Annotated in this window: 13 protein-coding genes; 4 read left to right on the top strand and 9 right to left on the bottom strand. The window is 47.8% G+C overall.

Annotated elements, in window-relative coordinates; translation table 11 throughout:
* Positions 1 to 11: 11 nt before the first annotated feature.
* The gene (locus SB752_RS12450) at positions 12 to 2,714 is read right to left on the bottom strand and encodes a DUF4855 domain-containing protein (protein WP_410715955.1); all 2,703 of its coding nucleotides are present in this window, start codon (positions 2,712 to 2,714) and stop codon (positions 12 to 14) included.
* Between the two features lie 34 nt (positions 2,715 to 2,748).
* On the bottom strand, positions 2,749 to 3,915 hold the full coding sequence (locus SB752_RS12445) for a THUMP domain-containing class I SAM-dependent RNA methyltransferase (protein ID WP_410715954.1): 1,167 nt from the start codon (positions 3,913 to 3,915) through the stop codon (positions 2,749 to 2,751).
* A gap of 188 nt (positions 3,916 to 4,103) precedes the next feature.
* Between SB752_RS12445 and SB752_RS12440 the strand changes: the two genes are divergently transcribed.
* Positions 4,104 to 4,913 (top strand): Fpg/Nei family DNA glycosylase, encoded by an 810-nt coding sequence (locus tag SB752_RS12440; RefSeq protein WP_410715953.1) that lies wholly within the window; start codon positions 4,104 to 4,106, stop codon positions 4,911 to 4,913.
* Here the strand turns inward: SB752_RS12440 and SB752_RS12435 are convergent.
* Entirely contained in the window at positions 4,910 to 5,812 is a 903-nt protein-coding gene (locus tag SB752_RS12435; RefSeq protein ID WP_410715952.1) for a GNAT family N-acetyltransferase, read from the bottom strand. The genes SB752_RS12440 and SB752_RS12435 overlap by 4 nt on opposite strands.
* A gap of 173 nt (positions 5,813 to 5,985) precedes the next feature.
* On the opposite strand from SB752_RS12435, the gene SB752_RS12430 reads away from it, so the two are divergent.
* Positions 5,986 to 6,408 carry a 2Fe-2S iron-sulfur cluster-binding protein gene (locus tag SB752_RS12430; RefSeq protein ID WP_410715951.1) on the top strand — a complete coding sequence of 141 codons (423 nt, stop codon included), beginning with the start codon at positions 5,986 to 5,988 and terminating at the stop codon, positions 6,406 to 6,408.
* Between the two features lie 16 nt (positions 6,409 to 6,424).
* A complete protein-coding gene (locus SB752_RS12425) occupies positions 6,425 to 7,066 on the top strand; it encodes a thiamine diphosphokinase (RefSeq protein ID WP_410715950.1) in 642 nt (213 codons plus the stop codon).
* An 85-nt stretch (positions 7,067 to 7,151) separates the two neighbouring features.
* On the opposite strand, the gene SB752_RS12420 is transcribed toward SB752_RS12425, so the two are convergent.
* A complete protein-coding gene (locus SB752_RS12420) occupies positions 7,152 to 7,835 on the bottom strand; it encodes a uracil-DNA glycosylase (protein ID WP_410715949.1) in 684 nt (227 codons plus the stop codon).
* Between the two features lie 239 nt (positions 7,836 to 8,074).
* Between SB752_RS12420 and SB752_RS12415 the strand changes: the two genes are divergently transcribed.
* Entirely contained in the window at positions 8,075 to 8,590 is a 516-nt protein-coding gene (locus SB752_RS12415; RefSeq protein ID WP_410715948.1) for a stalk domain-containing protein, read from the top strand.
* A 156-nt stretch (positions 8,591 to 8,746) separates the two neighbouring features.
* On the opposite strand, the gene SB752_RS12410 is transcribed toward SB752_RS12415, so the two are convergent.
* From SB752_RS12410 to SB752_RS12390, 5 genes are all read right to left on the bottom strand, one after another.
* Positions 8,747 to 11,896 (bottom strand): ATP-binding response regulator, encoded by a 3,150-nt coding sequence (locus SB752_RS12410; protein ID WP_410715947.1) that lies wholly within the window; start codon positions 11,894 to 11,896, stop codon positions 8,747 to 8,749.
* A 135-nt stretch (positions 11,897 to 12,031) separates the two neighbouring features.
* A complete protein-coding gene (locus SB752_RS12405; RefSeq protein WP_410715946.1) occupies positions 12,032 to 13,495 on the bottom strand; it encodes a sigma-54 interaction domain-containing protein in 1,464 nt (487 codons plus the stop codon).
* A gap of 24 nt (positions 13,496 to 13,519) precedes the next feature.
* Positions 13,520 to 14,731, bottom strand: coding sequence for a trans-sulfuration enzyme family protein (locus SB752_RS12400; RefSeq protein ID WP_410715945.1), 1,212 nt, complete (start codon positions 14,729 to 14,731; stop codon positions 13,520 to 13,522).
* Positions 14,732 to 14,944: 213 nt separating this feature from the next.
* Positions 14,945 to 16,666 carry a GMC family oxidoreductase gene (locus tag SB752_RS12395; RefSeq protein WP_410715944.1) on the bottom strand — a complete coding sequence of 574 codons (1,722 nt, stop codon included), beginning with the start codon at positions 16,664 to 16,666 and terminating at the stop codon, positions 14,945 to 14,947.
* A gap of 18 nt (positions 16,667 to 16,684) precedes the next feature.
* Entirely contained in the window at positions 16,685 to 17,428 is a 744-nt protein-coding gene (locus SB752_RS12390) for a gluconate 2-dehydrogenase subunit 3 family protein (protein ID WP_410715943.1), read from the bottom strand.
* Positions 17,429 to 17,487: the final 59 nt, after the last annotated feature.

Raw genomic sequence — 17,487 nt, 5'->3', positions numbered from 1 at the left:
TTCAAAACGAACTAAGGCATCTCATTCGCTTCAAAATAGTCATCCCGGTCAAAACGACCGCGCATCCATTTATACGTATCGTCATAAATAGCGCGCATGACCGAGTCTTTGCTGTTTGCTGCCTCGATCAACGTCTTGGAGCCATAGTAATACGCGTGCACATTGTTTTTATCCATTCCCAGCTTACGGGCTGCCACCAGCTGGTTGTAGTAAATTTGATAAAACTTCGGATCTTTGTACATCCGCTCGTCCCCTTCAATCTCTACACCCATGCCGTACTTGCTGACAACCTCGAGCACACCCTCGATGCGATCGAGGCCAACAGGCTTGTCATTGTAATAATTCGGCTGCAGGAAGGCATAGTCGAAATACAAGGACTTCCATTCTTCAACACCTGGCGCACCGAAATACGGAATCCAGTAAAAACGGAGCGCATTGTCATGCACCATACTAGCGGTAGTGCGGATCAGCTCGCGTTCCTTCGGTGCACTGTCATCGATAAGCTCGTGGAACCAGTAAATGCCCTCCAGCTTGAGATAAGCATAGCCTTCCTTGTTCCAGCGCTTTTGCAGCTCCTGGAAGTACCACTCTAGAGCCAGCTTGCGATTCAAGTATGCCTGTTCCTCGCCAATTGTCGCAGCGTTGAACGAGAGCGACGGTTTATCCGGTGCCATTTTACCAAAATTAGTCTGATTGGCATTCGGATATGGCAGAGCGAGAACGACATTTTCCTGTGTTGGCGTCGTATACAGGGTTCCACGCAAACGATTGTACTCGCGCATCGCCTTGTTCAAGGCATCCAGCTGCTTGCCTGATCCAAACAGATCGTTCATGTAGCTTTGCCAGCCGTCCTTGGTAACAGGCATGTTTTGATAAGGTAAAAAGAGGATCGTGTCGAACATCTGATCACGCATGTAGCCATCCGCTGTGCGGTAGCCTACCATCGGCAAAAAGTCTTCTTTGGACCAGGTGCCGCGATCTCCGTATGATCCCGAATAAGCCAGGAGCATGTTCTCTACCCGATTACCTGCTTTTTTATCTTCCATCATCTGTGTTGGACTTGGCGGTGGCAGTAAAACTGGTCCGCCTTCCCATTGATTGCTTGATTTTGCCCATACCTCAAGTTGACGAGCGAAAGTAAATACTTTTACCGGGAACGATACGCGTACATAACGGGTTTCTACATCAGGTAGCATTACGGTTAGTGTACGTTCTACAATTTTTGCTTCTGACTGCGCTACATCATGCAGAGATCTTCCAGCATAAGACCACGCCTTGCCATCACGCGATACTTCTACATCCATGTACTCAGGCATTGTAATCCCTGATGATTTCTGATGCTTGAACGTCAGCGTGACCTTCTCCAACGGTTTTGCCTCAGCCAAAGCAACTGTCACTTTGCGTCCAAACTGACGGTTATACCCGGTCCAATCCTGAGAAGGGGTAACCAAACCACCTACAGGGCCAGGATATTGCTTTTCAATTTCACGGAAATAGGAGTCCGGTTGTCCAAATGTATCCACTGACGTAAAGCTGCCAGGCGCCACGTTGATCAGCTCTTCCTGCTCGGCTGGTTCTGACGGCTCTCCTGGTTCTGACGGTTCAACAGGCTCAGACGGATCCTTTGTTTCTTTGTCTACTGCCGGGGTACTCTTCGTCTCGCTGCCCTCAGCTGTAGGCTTGCTAGCCTCGACGGCACGAGTAGGAGTTGTTACCATGGAGTCAGATTCGGCACCGCCCGCTTCCTCGGCGGGAGCAGGTGGCTTGTCCGCGTTCTTGATTTCCACAGGAAGCGTCACGGTTTTGTAGCCCATGGTGACGGTGATATTCCCTTTTCCCGGTGTAGGCCCGGCAACGAACGTACCATCCGCCAAAATTGTTCCGAGCTCTGGACGATCAAAAGCAAAAATCGGTGTAAAAGGAAGCTTGTCTCCCTGAACGCCTGTAACCTTTACCTGCTCGCTCGTTCCGGCAAGGACGCTCAGAGCCTGCGTATTCAAACTATAGTTCGCTTGCTCTGCCTGCTGGTATCGCGCGTCCAAAATACGTTCTGCGATGACCGCTGCATCGGCGCGTGTCACAATACCAGTCGGATTGAACTTTCCGCTGTTTCCTTGCATCCAGCGTTGATTGGTGACATCGATGATTGCCTCTTTGGCGTAATCCGCGATCTCGTCCTCATCACTGTAGGAAACGTCACTTGTTACTGCTGCCTTTTTAACGCCCCCCGCTTTCATCAAGCGAGAAAGCATGACAGCCAGCTCTTGCCGGGTTAATGGATCTGTAGAACCGATTGTTTGATCGCTTCGACCATTCATTACCTTCATCTCGCTGAGACCATATACATAAGTCGCATAAGGGCTTTCTAGAGGCACGTCATCAAATCGGGCTTCCTGCACGCCATGTGGCTGCAGGCCCATTACCTTTGTTAACAATACCGCGATATCTTGACGAGAGATGCTATTCTGCGGGTTAAATCGGTCATTACCCTGACCACTGATTAAATGGAGCGAAACCAGTCTGTTCACAGCATTGCGGGCGTAGCTGTTCTCGATATCGGAAAAAGCTAATGCCTCATTCACTGGCTTCGCCGTTTCTTCCGTCTGCTTCTCTTGTCCGTCAGTGGCAGATACAAGCGGTGCGGTTTGGACAAGCAAAGTAGTTAATGCCAAACAAGCAGCCAGCACCATACTCCCAAATCGTTTCTTACTCATTGCTTATTTCTCCTCCAAAATGCCCTGCTTTCTCTTACTCGTTTACTTCGTTTGGGGAAGCTAATGGCTGGCGCGGCGGTTTTGGCCCAAAAAACTGATAGTAATCTACCTTCATATTCCCGTTGTAGAGCTTGCGTTTTTTGCTTGCCGTACGCCCAAAATGCTCCTCAAACAGCTCGTCTGACGTAATGACGTAAAACGACCACGTATCCATCGCAGCAAACGTCTTGCCCATTTCACCATACAGGCGGCTTACCTGCTTCCACTCGCCCAGTCGCTCACCATATGGAGGGTTGCAGATTAAGTAGCCGTACTTTCGCTTCGTCCTCACATCACGTACGTCCATGCGTTGGAAGTGAATCAAATCCTCGACACCTGCTTCGGTTGCATTCCAGCGTGCGATTTTTAAGATTTCATCGTCCATATCCGTACCGATAATCTCCAGCTTTTGATCATAGCGGGCCAGATCGTGTGTTTCCGCGCGCGCTTCACGCCATGCTGTTTTCGGAATGCCCGGCCAGCTCTCAGACACAAACTCCCTGTTCATCCCCGGTGCAATGTTTTGTCCGATGAGTGCTGCCTCGATCGGGATTGTCCCGGAACCACAGAATGGGTCCATGAATACCCGATCCGGCTTCCAGCGAGACAGCATGATCAGCGCTGCTGCCATCGTTTCCTTTAGCGGAGCGGTACCAATCAGCTCGCGGTACCCCCGTTTGTGCAAGCCAGGTCCAGACGTATCAATCGTCAAGGTTGCCACATCCTTGAGAAGAGCCACCTCAATTTTGTACAAAGGCCCTTGCTCCTCGAACCAATCCGTTTTGTACGTCTTTTTCAAGCTTTCTACTACTGCTTTTTTCACGATGGCTTGGCAATCAGAAATGCTGAACAACGTGGATTTTACCGACTTGCCCTCCACGGGAAACGCCGCGTCTTCGGTAATCCAATCCGCCCAAGGCAGAGCTTTTGTCTTTTCAAACAGCTCGTCAAAGGTGGTCGCTTTGAACTCCCCTATCTTTAGACGCACGCGATCGGCAGTTCGTAACCATAAATTTGTACGCGGAATAGCAGAAATATCTGCGGTGAATGTAACTTTTCCATTTTCCACCTGTACAGGTCCGTAGCCAAGAGCTTTTACCTCTTCTGCCACCACCGATTCCAATCCAAAAGTCGCCGTAGCGATCAATTCCACTTTTTGCATTATACGATCTCCTGTCCGTACCAAAATGCTTTGGGTCATACCCTTATACTATATTACCCGATTTGGGCGTGGGGTTGGTAATCTTGTCTAAAACAAAAACCCTGCCATCCTAAAGTGGAGTGGCAGAGCCGGATGACGTTCAAACGAACTGGAAACCCTATGTAAAAACACTACTGGGGAGGAAAACCATGCCCGAATTACCTGAGATGGAGACATACCGTCGCTTGCTTCAGGAACGTGTCGGTGGAAGCACAATTACCGACACCCTCGTACAACGAGAAAAAACGATTAATCTTGACCCGGCACAATTTGACCGGATCTTAGTTGGGAATCGGATCACACTTGTAGATCGCTGTGCCAAGCACTTGTTGTTCCATTTGGAAAGCGGACATGTATTGCTGCTCCATCTGATGCTGGGCGGGTTTCTTTATTATGGCACGACAGAGGACAAGCTGGAACGGACTGCGCAAGTGACACTCTCTTTTGACCAGCACATCCTTTATTTCCACGGTCTGCGCCTCGGCTTTCTTCATCTACTCACAGTCGGCCAGCTGGATGAGCGTCTGGACTCGCTTGGTCCTGAGCCGTTGGATACGGCCTTTACGCTTTCCCGTTTCACCGAGCTACTCGCAGAAAAAAGAGGCATTCTCAAAACGACGCTCGTTGACCAGCATTGGCTCTCGGGCATTGGAAACTGCTATTCGGACGAAATCTGTTTTGACGCCCAAATTCTGCCGACCAAACGCATCCCGGAGCTTACCCAAGAGGAGATCAAACGTCTCTATCATTCCATGCAAAAGGTTCTAAAAGAAGCGATTCAATACGGCGGCTACATGGAGCCACCTCTTTACCGTGACGATCACTTGACTGGTGGCTTCAATGACCGCTGCCGAGTGTACGACCGCGGTGGTGAGCCTTGCCCTCGTTGTGGACAGCCCATAGTCCAAAGCAAGCTATCCTCGCGAAAGGTTTTCGCTTGTACCAACTGCCAGCACTAGATGACTGCCTCTTTTTCCATCTGCTTGCTCATGTAAACCTGCTCCGTGCCGGATGACGCAAATCCCGCGTCCGCCAATAGCTCGAACAGCATTTCGTCAGAGGCTCGCAAATTGAACGTAGACCGGCGACACTCCACTTGGTAAGGGGCGTACACGTAAGCCAGTGCAGTACGCAGTATGTCTTTGGCATCGGCATGCTCTGGCTGCGCTGCACATTGGCGCAGGACAATCGCATTCAGCTTGCCCTCTTCGCTTAGCACGATTTTATACATCGCGTAGCCAACGGCCTGCCCCTCTTGATCTTCTACAATCAAAGCCTGGGCATCCCGCAAGCTTTGCCACTGATTTTGCCACGGCACATCTGAACGATAAAACGGCAATCCCGCTATCTCCTGCACGAGTGCTGCTCTCACCTGATAACGTCCATCTGCCTCTGTACCAAAAGCATGCTCAGGAAGCGCATCCAGCCGTTCCCAAAAGAGTAACCGATCTTCAAGCTTATACCCGAGCTGATCGTAGAGTGCGATTGCCTTTTCATTTTGACTGAGCGCCTCCAAAGTCGCTACATCCACTCCTGCTTCCTGGTAACGGTCGAGCGTCGCCTGAATAAGCAAGCGGCCAACTCCCTTTCGACGGTATTCAGTCGCAACGCCTGTCCCGCCGTTCCACGCCACTTTTTGATTCCCGATCGTTCTCAGGCCGCTTGCCACTAAACCGACTGGCTCTGCCCCATCAAAGGCAACTACGGACAAAGAAAGAACATAGCCCTCTGCCCCCAGGCGTTGGACCAGGCTCTCCTCCGTCATCGTAACGGGTAGAAAATAGCCCTCAAACCCTCTGTTCCACGCCTTCGTTACTTCTGCAAAGGTACATTCGCTCATCGACTTGATGGTAATCATAGTATCACCTTCCAATCTTTTGATAAAAATATTTTAATCGCTAAAAACTAAAAATTCAATCTTTCACAAAAGTTACATCACGTACTTCTCATATGTAGGCGACTTCTGCTCACTAACTGTCCCTTGTACGCCCTACATGATAAGATAGAAAAAATGATTACCCGGGAGGTACTATGCGCAAACAGCTTACCGTCGGTTCGCTCCTGCCTACTCGTCCATCCGTTCAAACAGCGAGTCCTGTTCTCGCATCCAAGCAGCCGGTACCCCAAACCCAAACAGCTTTTACCCGGTCAGCTCCTCCTGTACGCCCTGGTAAAACGGATCTTAATCAGGTACAGGTCAAACAAAAAGGGCAGTCATTCTCTGTTCGGTACGCTCCCTGTCAAACCCTTCTAGCCGCAGCCCTCGCGCAAGGCCAGGATATTGCCTACAAATGTCAGCAAGGCTCCTGCGGAAAATGCAGCGTTCAGGTACTCCAAGGAGACTTTTTGCTTGATGCACCAGGGAGTCAGGAAAAAACAACGCTTGATAAAAAGTTGGCTTCTGGCTATCGTCTTGCGTGCCAGAGCACATTTCGATCTACAAGAAGAATGTAAAAGGTGGCTGCAGCAAATGAAACCAACACGAATCCTCTTATTCGCTGGAGGCAATCTGGGAAGCTGGGCGCTTCGTGATATACAAAAAGATGACTGGTTAGTCGGTGTAGACCGTGGCTCCCTGTTTCTCGTCCGCAACAGTTTGACCCCGCATCTCTCCATCGGCGATTTTGATTCTGTCTCCGCAGAAGAAATGGCGGAAATCGAACGCCACAGTGAAACTGTATCCTCCTGCGATCCCATAATGAAGGATTTAACTGATACAGAAATGGCACTTACATGGGCAATCGAGCAGCAGCCCGAAGAAATCGTTCTCATCGGAGTTCTTGGCACCCGATTTGACCACACGCTAGCAAACGTTCATCTTTTGCAAAAAGGACTACAAGCACAAATCGACTGCCGTATAGTTGATGAGAAGAACGAAATCCGGCTGATTGATCGTGAGTGCACTATCGTTTCTGATCATTTTACCAACGTCTCACTTCTACCACTCACTCCAGAGGTGACGGGCATTACTTTGACCGGTTTTTTATACCCGCTGGATAACGCTACCCTGCGTATTGGCGATACACTCGGCATCAGCAATGTCCTCTCTGCTGAAACGGGCATGATCCAGATCAGATCCGGCAAGCTGCTCGTTATGAAAAGCAGAGACTAAGAAAAGATTGCTAAAAAGGATCTCTACGAACGCAAGAGATCCTTTTTCTATGTGTATGTGTATGTCTATGTCTAAGCTTGTCAGCTTACTCCTCAACCTGAAGCGGCAGCTGCCAGTCAATTTCTGCAATGCCTTTGGAGCGCAAAAACTCGTTCGTCCGCGAAAAGGGACGACTGCCGAAAAAGCCGCGGTTTGCTGAAAATGGACTTGGATGCGGTGACGCGATAATAAAATGCTTTGTCCTATCAATGAACGAGGCCTTTTCCTGAGCATGCTTGCCCCACAGGATAAAAACGAGTGGCGTCTCACGTTCGTTCAATAGTGTAATCACCCGATCGGTAAATGTCTCCCATCCCAGACCCTTATGAGAGTTGGGATTGCCGCTCCGTACCGTCAATACGGTGTTTAGCATCATGACCCCTTGCTCTGCCCAATGCGTCAAGTAGCCATGCTCAGGAATCGTGCAATTCAAATCGCTCTGCAGCTCCTTGTAAATGTTTTGCAGAGACGGCGGCGGCTTGATTCCTGGTTTTACCGAAAAGCTAAGACCGTGTGCTTGCCCTGGCCCGTGGTACGGGTCTTGTCCCAAAATAACAACCTTGGCCTGCTCATAGCCCGTCAAATGCAATGCTGTAAAAATGTGAAACATATCCGGATAGATCGTATGTGTTTGATACTCCTCTTTTAACGCATGGCGCAGCTCTAAATAATATGGTTTTTCAAATTCCTCTGCCAATACAGGCGCCCAATCATTTTCCAATATGGCCATATTTCCTCACCTTGTCCATTTTGTCTTATCTCCTACCTTATCACAAAGCCGCGCATCCCTAAACCAGGATTGTGTCCTGCAAGAAGCAGGACTTTCTGCTGGTGAGTCCTAGCTTTTCGCCAAAGAGTAGTCATAGCTTCCTAGTACCCTTGGTTGATAGCCCCCTTTGTCGATTTTTGACATAATATTTTCTGGGAAGATATAGAATCAGACAACGGGAGAGAGGTTTTTCGTTCAACATGAAATGGGACCTGAAATCATTTATGGGGGGCATTATAGTAGGTTCAGTGCTATTTTCTGGAATCGCTATCGCTGCTCCAGCTTATCCAGATGTAACCGAAGGAATCAAAACACCGTTTACCTACTACTTTGATGGTGTACCGAAGTCGCCATCTACTGAAGTAAAAGGCATTATGTACAAAAATTCTGTCTACGTACCTATTCGTTTTGTCGCAGAAAATTTAAACAAGCCTGTGATTTACGATCAAAAAACAAAATCGATCTATATTGGAAAATTGCCAGTCGCTAAGATGTATTCCAAAATGGAAGCGGTTGAGCTGGTCAAAAAGAAATTGGCAGGCAGCCTCACACAAACACATGTCGTCGAGTACGATCATGATGACGAAAAAGGTCACTATGTCATTCAGGTGTACCAAACGATCGTGAACAATTTCCAAACTGGTGACATTTATACCAGTACGTATGGTTGGTTTGTTGTAAATCCGAATACAGGTGAGATTAAATCTTTACTCTAATCACGCACTTATTCTTCTTTGATTCAGAGCAGCGGCTGCTAGGTGGCCGCTGCTTTTCATTTTCCAAAGTTAGGTAAATCAGATTGACAATGATAATCCATCTCACTACTATGAATAGGATGAGAAAAAGGGTCCTAGACTGCAGCTCATATTATTTCATGATTCTTCATTTTCGTTCTTCACTCTGCTATGAACAGTAAAAGATATCTTCGTCCCTGAGCCTGGCGTACTTGTAATATGCAGTCCTGTTCCAAAGTGTCGTTTTAATCGCTGATCCGTATTCCTTAATCCTACTCCTGACCTGCTATTAGCTTTTCTCTCCCCTATTCGCTGCAGCTGGTCTTCATCCATTCCCACCCCGTCGTCTTCCACTGAAATCTCTGCATGCTTTTCGTAGACTGAGACCCTGATATGAATCTTTCCACCACCTGTACGCTTCATAATGCCGTGTCTGATCGCATTTTCAACTAAAGGCTGGATCGTAAGAAATGGGATTATTAATTCCTTATAGTCGTCATCTATCTCCCAAACTACCTGGAGTCTTTCTTCGAATCGAACCTTTTCAATATAGAGATACGAGCGCACCAAGCTTAGCTCGTCTTCGATCGGAACAAACGCATCCATATTTTGAAACTCGAATTTATTCCTCAAATAATTACTGAATTCATTAAGCAAATTACGCATCTTATCCAAATCGATTTCACTTAAAGCGACGATAGCTTGTAATGCATTGAATAAAAAGTGAGGCTGAATTTGCGCTTGTAGCCATGCGGCTTCTAATCGTAATTGCTTGCGAACAACTTGTTTGATCGTAGTGAGCGCATCAATCCGCGACCTTATTTCGATTGCTTCCACTGGCTTTGTTACATAATCGTTTGCTCCAGCTAAAAAGCCGCTTTGAATATCCTTTGGCTGGCTTCTTGCGGTAAGGAGCAGAATCGGTAGCTCTGTGAGTGTAAACCGTGTACGAATGATTCGTGTCAGCTCATAGCCAGACATCTGCGGCATCATGATATCAGAGATGACGAGATCCCATTCCTTCGTATCCAGTATAGCCAGTGCTTTTTTGCCGCTCGTGACCATCGTTAGATCATATTCGTCTGGTAGCAGTATGGCTTCGAGTACTTGCAGGTTGACAGGATCATCATCCACAATTAAAATCCGTGGGCGATCGCGATTCATTTCTATTAACGTTTTTTGTTCCGCCGCTGATGTGATTGCTACTTCTTTCAAAGCGATCTGAACTGGCATCGGTTGTAAGACTAACCGTTCGAAATGGGTAGAAACATCTAGTTCTTCCTCTGTTTTCATATCTGCTAGTGCTAACGAAAATTGAAATTCTGAGCCTTTCCCCAAAACCGAGGATACTTCTAAACTACCTCCATGAAGCTCAACCAGTTGTTTGCTTATACTTAAACCTAGCCCGAAACCACCTTCTATCATGGTCTCACCAGAACTGGCTTGCTCATAGGGACGGAACAGGCGCTTTAGCATGTCCTCATCCATTCCAACTCCAGTGTCTGTAATCACAATAAAAGCTCTTCCATCTCTTGCAAAAGCTCGAATCGTAATTTTCCCTTCATTTGTGAATTTCACAGCATTATGAACGAGATTGAAAACGATCTGGATTACCCGGTTCTCATCCGCAAGCACTGGAGTAAAATCCTCAGAAATCTCATTTATAATCTCCACAGGCTTCACTTCCGTGTAAAATCGCAGCAAATCAAGCACTCCAGTCACGATCGGCGGAATCAAAGTAACTTTTTTCTGTAAACGCGGATTGCCTTCCCGTAGGCTCATCACATCAATCAAATCATTTAAAATCAATGTTAGCCGACGTCCGACAGATAAAACAGTTTCAAGCTCCTTGATACTTTGATCCTGCAACAAATGCCGTTCCCTTTTTAAAACAGACTGTGACATGTTAAGAATGCCATGGAGCGGATTCTTGAATTCATGGGAAGTATTCGCCAAAAATTGATCCTTATGGTCATTCATCCTTTGCAAGGTAGCAGCAAGCGTCTTTGTGTTCGCATGCATATTAAAATAATCATGAAACCATACAGACGCAAAACTCCCCATCGCAATAATCAGATCAAAAGGATAGTGGACAAAACTCAAACCACTTTCTCGCCAGATGATAGACCAAAGTAAATGGTGGCTCATCGCAATAATAGAAAAAAGCAGTAAAAGATGGCTCTTTAGATCCTTCATTACTTTTTTCAAGATAGAGATGATCGTGATCACTACAGAAATACTCACCAGCAGGAAATAAACCGGAAAGAGCATGATTACCTGATCGGGAGCTAAAAACAACGTAATGCCAGCTGTTCCTAAATTCAATGCAGCATAATAGGTATGTATCTTTCTCCAATAAGGTAGTTCACGATGCTCCGTACATTCCAGCAAAGCATAGGCTCCAATAATGAGAGCGGCATTTGCTAATCGAAAATCCCAAGCATAGCCGATGTAAAATAATTGATGAAACAACTTCTCATCATTACTTAATACATTTGTAAGTGTTACACATAGTGTCAATAAAGAAAAATAGAGCAGCTTCTTTTCCCGATTTCCTAGCAAAAACAAAATAAGCGCATAGACAGAATGCATGAGAAAGATGACAGCTGCCAGAAGCTGCATAGAAACCGAGACCTTCATTTCTTTTGCAATCGCTTCTTCTGAGCCAAATTTGATCGAGCGAACGATGCCACTGCCTCGACTATCCACATAATTGGCCGCCTGAATCACCAGCTCAATTACGCCGTTTTCGTCTGCCGTAAAGGTTGTAGAATAAGGCAGATTCTTTGCCAAATATTCATCCTGCGTTGTCCCTACCCGCCCTGATTTAGCAAGCAATCGACCATTTACATATAATTCAGATGCTGTGCGCACGCTGGGCACACGAATACTATAATTGAGGTCATTTTCCGGATTTACATAGAGTCGCAAGCGATAGGAACCAAATCCGTATGGAGTTGGCTTTTCAAGAGACAACGCTTCATTCCATCCTCCTGGTACCTGAATCAGCTTTGGAGCATTTCCACCAGCTTCCTTTTGCCGCCTGCCACCATCCATCAGCAATTGCGAGGGATAGAACTGCCATTTTCCATCGAGCAGAAGGACGTCACCCTCTCCTGCATTCCAATCACGTAAGTCGAGTTGCCCATTCTTAATGACCGCCTGTTTTTGATCACGAAACAATTCCATCCACAAAATGCGCGAGCTAGATAAAATGACAACGAGTAACCCCAGCAACAATAGAATATGGCTCTTTTTCATTTGGAATTTTGGCGAATCATTGGCCAAAGTTCTCCTCTCAAAAGTAAATGATTATTGGATGATTACTACCAAACCTTCCTAAAAATATACAATAGCTAGAGCCACAAGGAAACAATATAAAACAAGCCACACCTCGGCTTAGACCGAAGCATGGCTGGCATTTTAGATCAATCCGTATTTTTCCATCTTCCTGTAAAGCGTCGAAAGACTGATTTGCAGCTTCTCCGCAATCGCTGCCTTGTCCTGCTCCAAGTATGGATCAGCAAAGCACTGCTCCAACACCGATTTTTCGTACGCATACATCCGCTGCTCTAGCCCTTGGAACTGTGCCTCTTCGCACCCCTCATCTATTCCAGGCTGACAGTCCAGATGAAGATATTCTGGCAAATCCTCACTCGTAATCGTTGCTTCATCAGCCATATTGACCATATATTCCACTGCATTCTCCAATTGGCGAATGTTTCCTGGCCACGCGTACGCACAAAGCCGCTTGGACAGTAGTGCATCCAGCTCCAGCCCGCCCTTTTGCAGCAAAGTGCGATACCGATATAGAAAATGATTCAAATAGAGCGGGATATCCTCCCTGCGCTCACGCAACGGCTTCAACCGAAGGGGAATGACATTCAGGCGGTAATACAAATCCTCGCGAAACGTGCCTTCCCGCACCATGCTCTCCAAATCCCGATGAGTAGCAGCAATCACGCGTACATCAATATCCAGCGTTTTGATGCCTCCTACCCGGTCGACAGTTTTTTCCTGGAGAACACGCAGTAGCTTAGGCTGTAGGGACAGCGGAATATCCCCTACTTCATCCAAAAAAATCGTTCCTTTGTGTGCTAGCTCAAACTTTCCCGGCTTTCCTTCACGCCTGGAGCCCGTAAAAGCCCCGCCCTCATACCCAAACAATTCGCTTTCCAGCAGTGTTTCAGGGATCGCCGCACAGTTAATGGCAACAAACGGATATCGGCTGCGTAGACCTTCACTGTGAATTGCCTTTGCTAACAGCTCCTTGCCTGTTCCGCTTTCACCACGAATGAGGACGGTCGATATGCTGTTGGTGACTTTTTTTGCTTTGGCAATCACATCACGCAGTCCCGTCTCCGCTCCAATTAGCTGAGCAAAATAAACCGGATTCGCAGCTGCTGGAGGCATCTCTTCCTGTATATTACAGCCTTTTTCGAGTTCTGCATCCAGCTCCAGCAGCTTGTGCTCAATGAGTGAGCTCGTATGCTGCAAAAAAGGCATCCATTTTTCCGAGTTATGAAGCATGCTTTCTTTTTGCTCAGGAGAAAAAGCAATAATCCCGATCACTCCGACCGTTTTCTCGCGCTTGTGTACGGGAAAGCCAATCGTCGCCAGTTCCCGGCATTGCTGCAGAAACTTGCAGTTCATGCACTGAGACTCATCTTTTTTCATATCGAAAATCATACCCGGCTGCCCGGTCTGCAAAATCATGCGAAAGAACGAGCCCTCAGGAGCAGGCAAACCAATCAAATCCTGATAGTAGCCGGTTCCACTGACGCGAATCCCCTGCTCATCGAGGATGGTGACGTCCAATCCCAGCACTTTGGAAATATTGTCTGCGTACGATTGAATGAATCCCTCAATCCGGGAAAATTGTGTCATACATATCCTCCTGCGCCACGTTCCTTACTCCCTGTTCGCTGTTGCCATCATCGGGATAACAGCAAGCGCCTGCTCTAAATCCGCGATAATATCTTGTGCATCCTCCAAGCCTGTTGAAAAACGAATCAAGCCATCCGTAATGTTAAACTTCAATCTCTCCTCTGTCGGGATCGAAGCATGTGTCATAGAGGCTGGATGCTGCACCAGCGTTTCGGGGTCTCCTAAACTAAACGATATCATAGCCAGACGCAGGGCGTTAATGAAAGATTTGGCTGCCTCGTAACCGCCGTTCACCTCAAAGGAGACGATGCCTCCCATTCCCCCCATTTGCCGCTTGGCCAGCTCGTGCTGCGGATGGGATGCAAGTCCAGGATAGTACACATGAGAAATCGCGGGGTGACCTTCTAAAAAGCGCGCCACTGCCTCCGCATTTTGACAATGCTGTCTGACACGCAATCCCAGAGTCTTTAGTCCACGCAGGATTAAAAAAGCATCCCAAGCGTTGAGATTCTGCCCTAAATCCCCCATGATGTGCTTGCGCATGAACTGGATGTGCTCGTTCTTTCCTACAATAAATCCCGCGATCACGTCGCCATGTCCATTAATGTATTTGGTGGCGCTGTGTACCACCACGTCAGCTCCAAGCTCCAGTGGACGCTGCAAATATGGCGTCATAAAGGTATTGTCTACGATGACCAGGATGCCATGTTCATGAGCGAGCTTGGACAGGGCTGTTATATCAAGCACAGTCAAGCAAGGGTTGGAAGGTGTCTCGATATAGAGCACCTTGGTATTCGGCAAAAAAGATCGTTCGACCGCTCGCAAGTCCGTACAATCCACAAAATCGGCAGAAATGCCGTAGCGTGGGGCAAGCGAAGTCAAAAACTTGTAGCTGCCTCCGTATACATCACGCGTGCATACGACATGATCGCCGTGCTTCAAAAAGGCAAGCATTGCTCCCGAAATAGCGGCCATACCGCTGCTCACGCCAAGTGCAGCCTCCCCGTTTTCCAAAGCAGCAATCTTTTCTTCCAACGTCGCGATGGTTGGATTCCCGTATCTTCCGTAGTACGTGCCTTCCCTCTCTCCCGCTACGCAAGCAGCTGCTGAATCGGCATCAGGAAAAGCATAGGCAACTGCTGGGACAACTGCTGATACGACAGCCCCCGTTTTTGGACATGGAGTCTGCGCAGTATGAATAATGGCGGTATCTATTCTCCAAGCTTCGTTTCTCATCGTCGTCTCTCCCTTGCTCTCGGCTCTTTGTTTATTGCTCTAGCAAGGAACGTGCCAGCTCAAAAAGCCAGTCGCATCGCGAAAATGTCCCATGCTTTCCTAGAGCTTTTCGCAAGGATGCGAATTTTTTACATGTACACACAGAAAAAAGCCGTCGGATTGCCCTACGACTTTTTTCATTCTTGCGAGAGATTTTTGCAGCTTAGCGAAATGTTACACGAGCATTCCGCCACCGCTTTGTCTGTACTTCAAAATACCTTCTGCAGCGCGGTAAGAAAGCGCACCCATTGTGCCAGTAGGGTTGTATCCACTATTGTGCGGGAAAGCAGATGCCCCTACTACGAATACATTTTCCGCATCCCACATTTGCAAGTAGTTATTAACCGCAGAGGTATCCGGTGACGTGCCCATGATGACGCCGCCTGTATTATGAGTCGATTGGTACGGCGTAATATCATAGGGTCCAAGCTTTCGATTAATTTCAAGCTTTTCGGCTGCTCCCATCTCCTTGACGATCTCGCCACACTTGTCTGCACAATAAGCGGCCAGCTGTCTGTCCTGTTCCTCAAAGTCGAATGTGATCCTCATCAATGGATCTCCAAACGCATCCTTGTAGGTTGGATCGAGATCGAGGAAGTGGTGGCGGTAAGGCATGCAAGCGCCTTGTGCCCCTACGGACAAAATCCGGTTTGCGTACTTGATCGAGGCAGCTTTAAACTCTTTTCCCCAGCTTGGCGTACCCTCTGGCACTTTATTGTTGGCAATCGGGCGTTGGCCAGTTTGGGATAAGCTAATGTTTGCCCCGTGTAAAAAATTCAAGTCCTTGTGATCAAAGTTGTCTCCGTTGAAATCATCCAGGCAAATTCCGAGTGCGCCTGCCCCTGCATAGTTATTAAACTCCTTGTTGTCAAAAAAACCGACTGCGCCGCCTCGGATGACCTGATAGGCGTAGTTTTTGCCGATAACGCCTTTACCTGTAGCTGGATCATACGGCTTGCCCAAGTTGGACATGAGCAAAAGACGTGCGTTGTTGAATACGTAGCTGGTCATTACGACGATATCAGCAGGCTGCTCGATTTCCTCACCCGTTGTGACATCCGTGTATAGCACACCTGTCGCCTTTTTCCCGGTATGTAAGATGCGCCGGACATTTGAATGTGTACGGATTTCAAATTTCCCTGTCTTTTTGGCAACAGGAATAACAGTTACAACAGGATCTGCCTTTGCCCCGTATTCACAGCCAAACCGTTCACAGTAGCCGCAATACTGACACGCCGCCCGCGCTACGCCATCTGGATTGGTATAGGCCTGCGACAGATTGGCAGATGGCATCATGTACGGATGCAGACTCTTCTTTTTGGTTGCATCGGCAAACATTTTCATGCTCGGTGTACTTTTCATCGGCGGAACCGGGTATGGGCTAGAGCGTTTGCCTCCCAATGGGTTTTCCTCGCCAGCAATCCCTGCCATTTTTTCAAATTTATCAAAGTACGGCTCCAATTGATCGTACGTTATGCCCCAATCCTGGATCGTCATGCCGTCTGGAATTTTCTTTTCTCCGTAGCGCTCCACCGTTTTGCTGCGAATCTCGAAATCGTAGGGCAGAAAGCGGAATGTTTGACCGTTCCAGTGCACACCTGATCCGCCGAGGCCCGTTCCAATCAGAAAGGAACCGTATGACCGCATCGGAAGGGCACGGACATTGGTCTTGCTGCGGAATGTAATGGTTTCCTTGGACAAATCCTGCATCATTTCATAACGCAGAGCGTAGCGTAGCTCGTCATGCACCATAAAGTAGTCCTCGGTTTTGCGCTCCTTGCCACGCTCCAATCCGACGACCGTCAATCCCTGCTTGGTTAGTTCGGAGGCGATGATGCCTCCTCCCCAGCCAACACCTACTATTACTACGTCCACTTTGGGCAATTTTTTCGCCATGACTATCGTATCCCCTTATTAATGTTGATGATCTCGCAAACTCAAAGGTGCCATTTTGACGAACTCGTCCTTTTCGATCACCTGGGTATAGGCCATCTGGTTGCCGGGGTAATTTTTCATTTTCCAACCATCCATGTTCTTGTTTCCACCGTATAGTGGGTCTGAGTAAATCCCTTCCAGCGTGCTGGCGCGAAGCATTTTGAAAAACGCACTCGCGGAGACCGTTGTCAGCTTCACCTCATCGGTTTCAAATGCTTTTAATACCGCATCTTGCTGTTCTGCAGGCAACTCGTAGAACCGTTTTTGCTGTGTACTGTTGCTGTAGTTGTTCAATTCCTGAATGCCAATATCAAAGATTTCTCTTCTTTTTAAGCGCCCTTGATACCCTTGTGTTGCCTCTCCGGGAAAAAAGGGTCCTTGCATGTAGTCACGTGCGTTGAAGCCCCAATCACCTGCTAGCTGGTGATCAATGAAATAGGCAGCCCCAAGTGTTTTTGCTCCCGGACCGATTTCGTCCTCAGGAAAAATTCGTTCGCAGGCAGCCTCGACCACCTTGAACTGTTCTGGAGAAAAGTACATCAATGCCTGATTGTAATCGGCAGTTGGAGCTGGTGTCGCCCCTGGCTGTTGTGGTGCTTCCGGCTTACGAATCAGACTACCAGCCACACCCCCGACGACCAGACCGCCCAACACCATTCCGGTGTTTTTCAAGAAGTTTCTCCGTGATACTGGTTGCTCATGTCTTTCGTTAGATTGTGCCAACACTACCACCTCCAGTTTTCATCTATCCTTTGGTTTGCGCTTTTTTTCGACAGACTAAC

Origin of the sequence: Brevibacillus sp. SIMBA_040 (assembly GCF_046535075.1) — a bacterium.
GTDB lineage: Bacteria > Bacillota > Bacilli > Brevibacillales > Brevibacillaceae > Brevibacillus.
Note: the sequence above shows the minus strand (reverse complement) of the source record. Positions and strands in the feature narration are given on the sequence as shown.

What these genes read in the sequence shown, in the direction of transcription:
- SB752_RS12425 (WP_410715950.1), top strand. Translation starts at nt 6,425, where the DNA reads ATGAAACCAACACGAATCCTCTTATTCGCTGGAGGCAATCTGGGAAGC.
- SB752_RS12435 (WP_410715952.1), bottom strand. Translation starts at nt 5,812, where the DNA reads ATGATTACCATCAAGTCGATGAGCGAATGTACCTTTGCAGAAGTAACG.
- SB752_RS12445 (WP_410715954.1), bottom strand. Translation starts at nt 3,915, where the DNA reads ATGCAAAAAGTGGAATTGATCGCTACGGCGACTTTTGGATTGGAATCG.
- SB752_RS12405 (WP_410715946.1), bottom strand. Translation starts at nt 13,495, where the DNA reads ATGACACAATTTTCCCGGATTGAGGGATTCATTCAATCGTACGCAGAC.
- SB752_RS12400 (WP_410715945.1), bottom strand. Translation starts at nt 14,731, where the DNA reads ATGAGAAACGAAGCTTGGAGAATAGATACCGCCATTATTCATACTGCG.
- SB752_RS12440 (WP_410715953.1), top strand. Translation starts at nt 4,104, where the DNA reads ATGCCCGAATTACCTGAGATGGAGACATACCGTCGCTTGCTTCAGGAA.
- SB752_RS12430 (WP_410715951.1), top strand. Translation starts at nt 5,986, where the DNA reads ATGCGCAAACAGCTTACCGTCGGTTCGCTCCTGCCTACTCGTCCATCC.
- SB752_RS12420 (WP_410715949.1), bottom strand. Translation starts at nt 7,835, where the DNA reads ATGGCCATATTGGAAAATGATTGGGCGCCTGTATTGGCAGAGGAATTT.
- SB752_RS12450 (WP_410715955.1), bottom strand. Translation starts at nt 2,714, where the DNA reads ATGAGTAAGAAACGATTTGGGAGTATGGTGCTGGCTGCTTGTTTGGCA.
- SB752_RS12395 (WP_410715944.1), bottom strand. Translation starts at nt 16,666, where the DNA reads ATGGCGAAAAAATTGCCCAAAGTGGACGTAGTAATAGTAGGTGTTGGC.
- SB752_RS12415 (WP_410715948.1), top strand. Translation starts at nt 8,075, where the DNA reads ATGAAATGGGACCTGAAATCATTTATGGGGGGCATTATAGTAGGTTCA.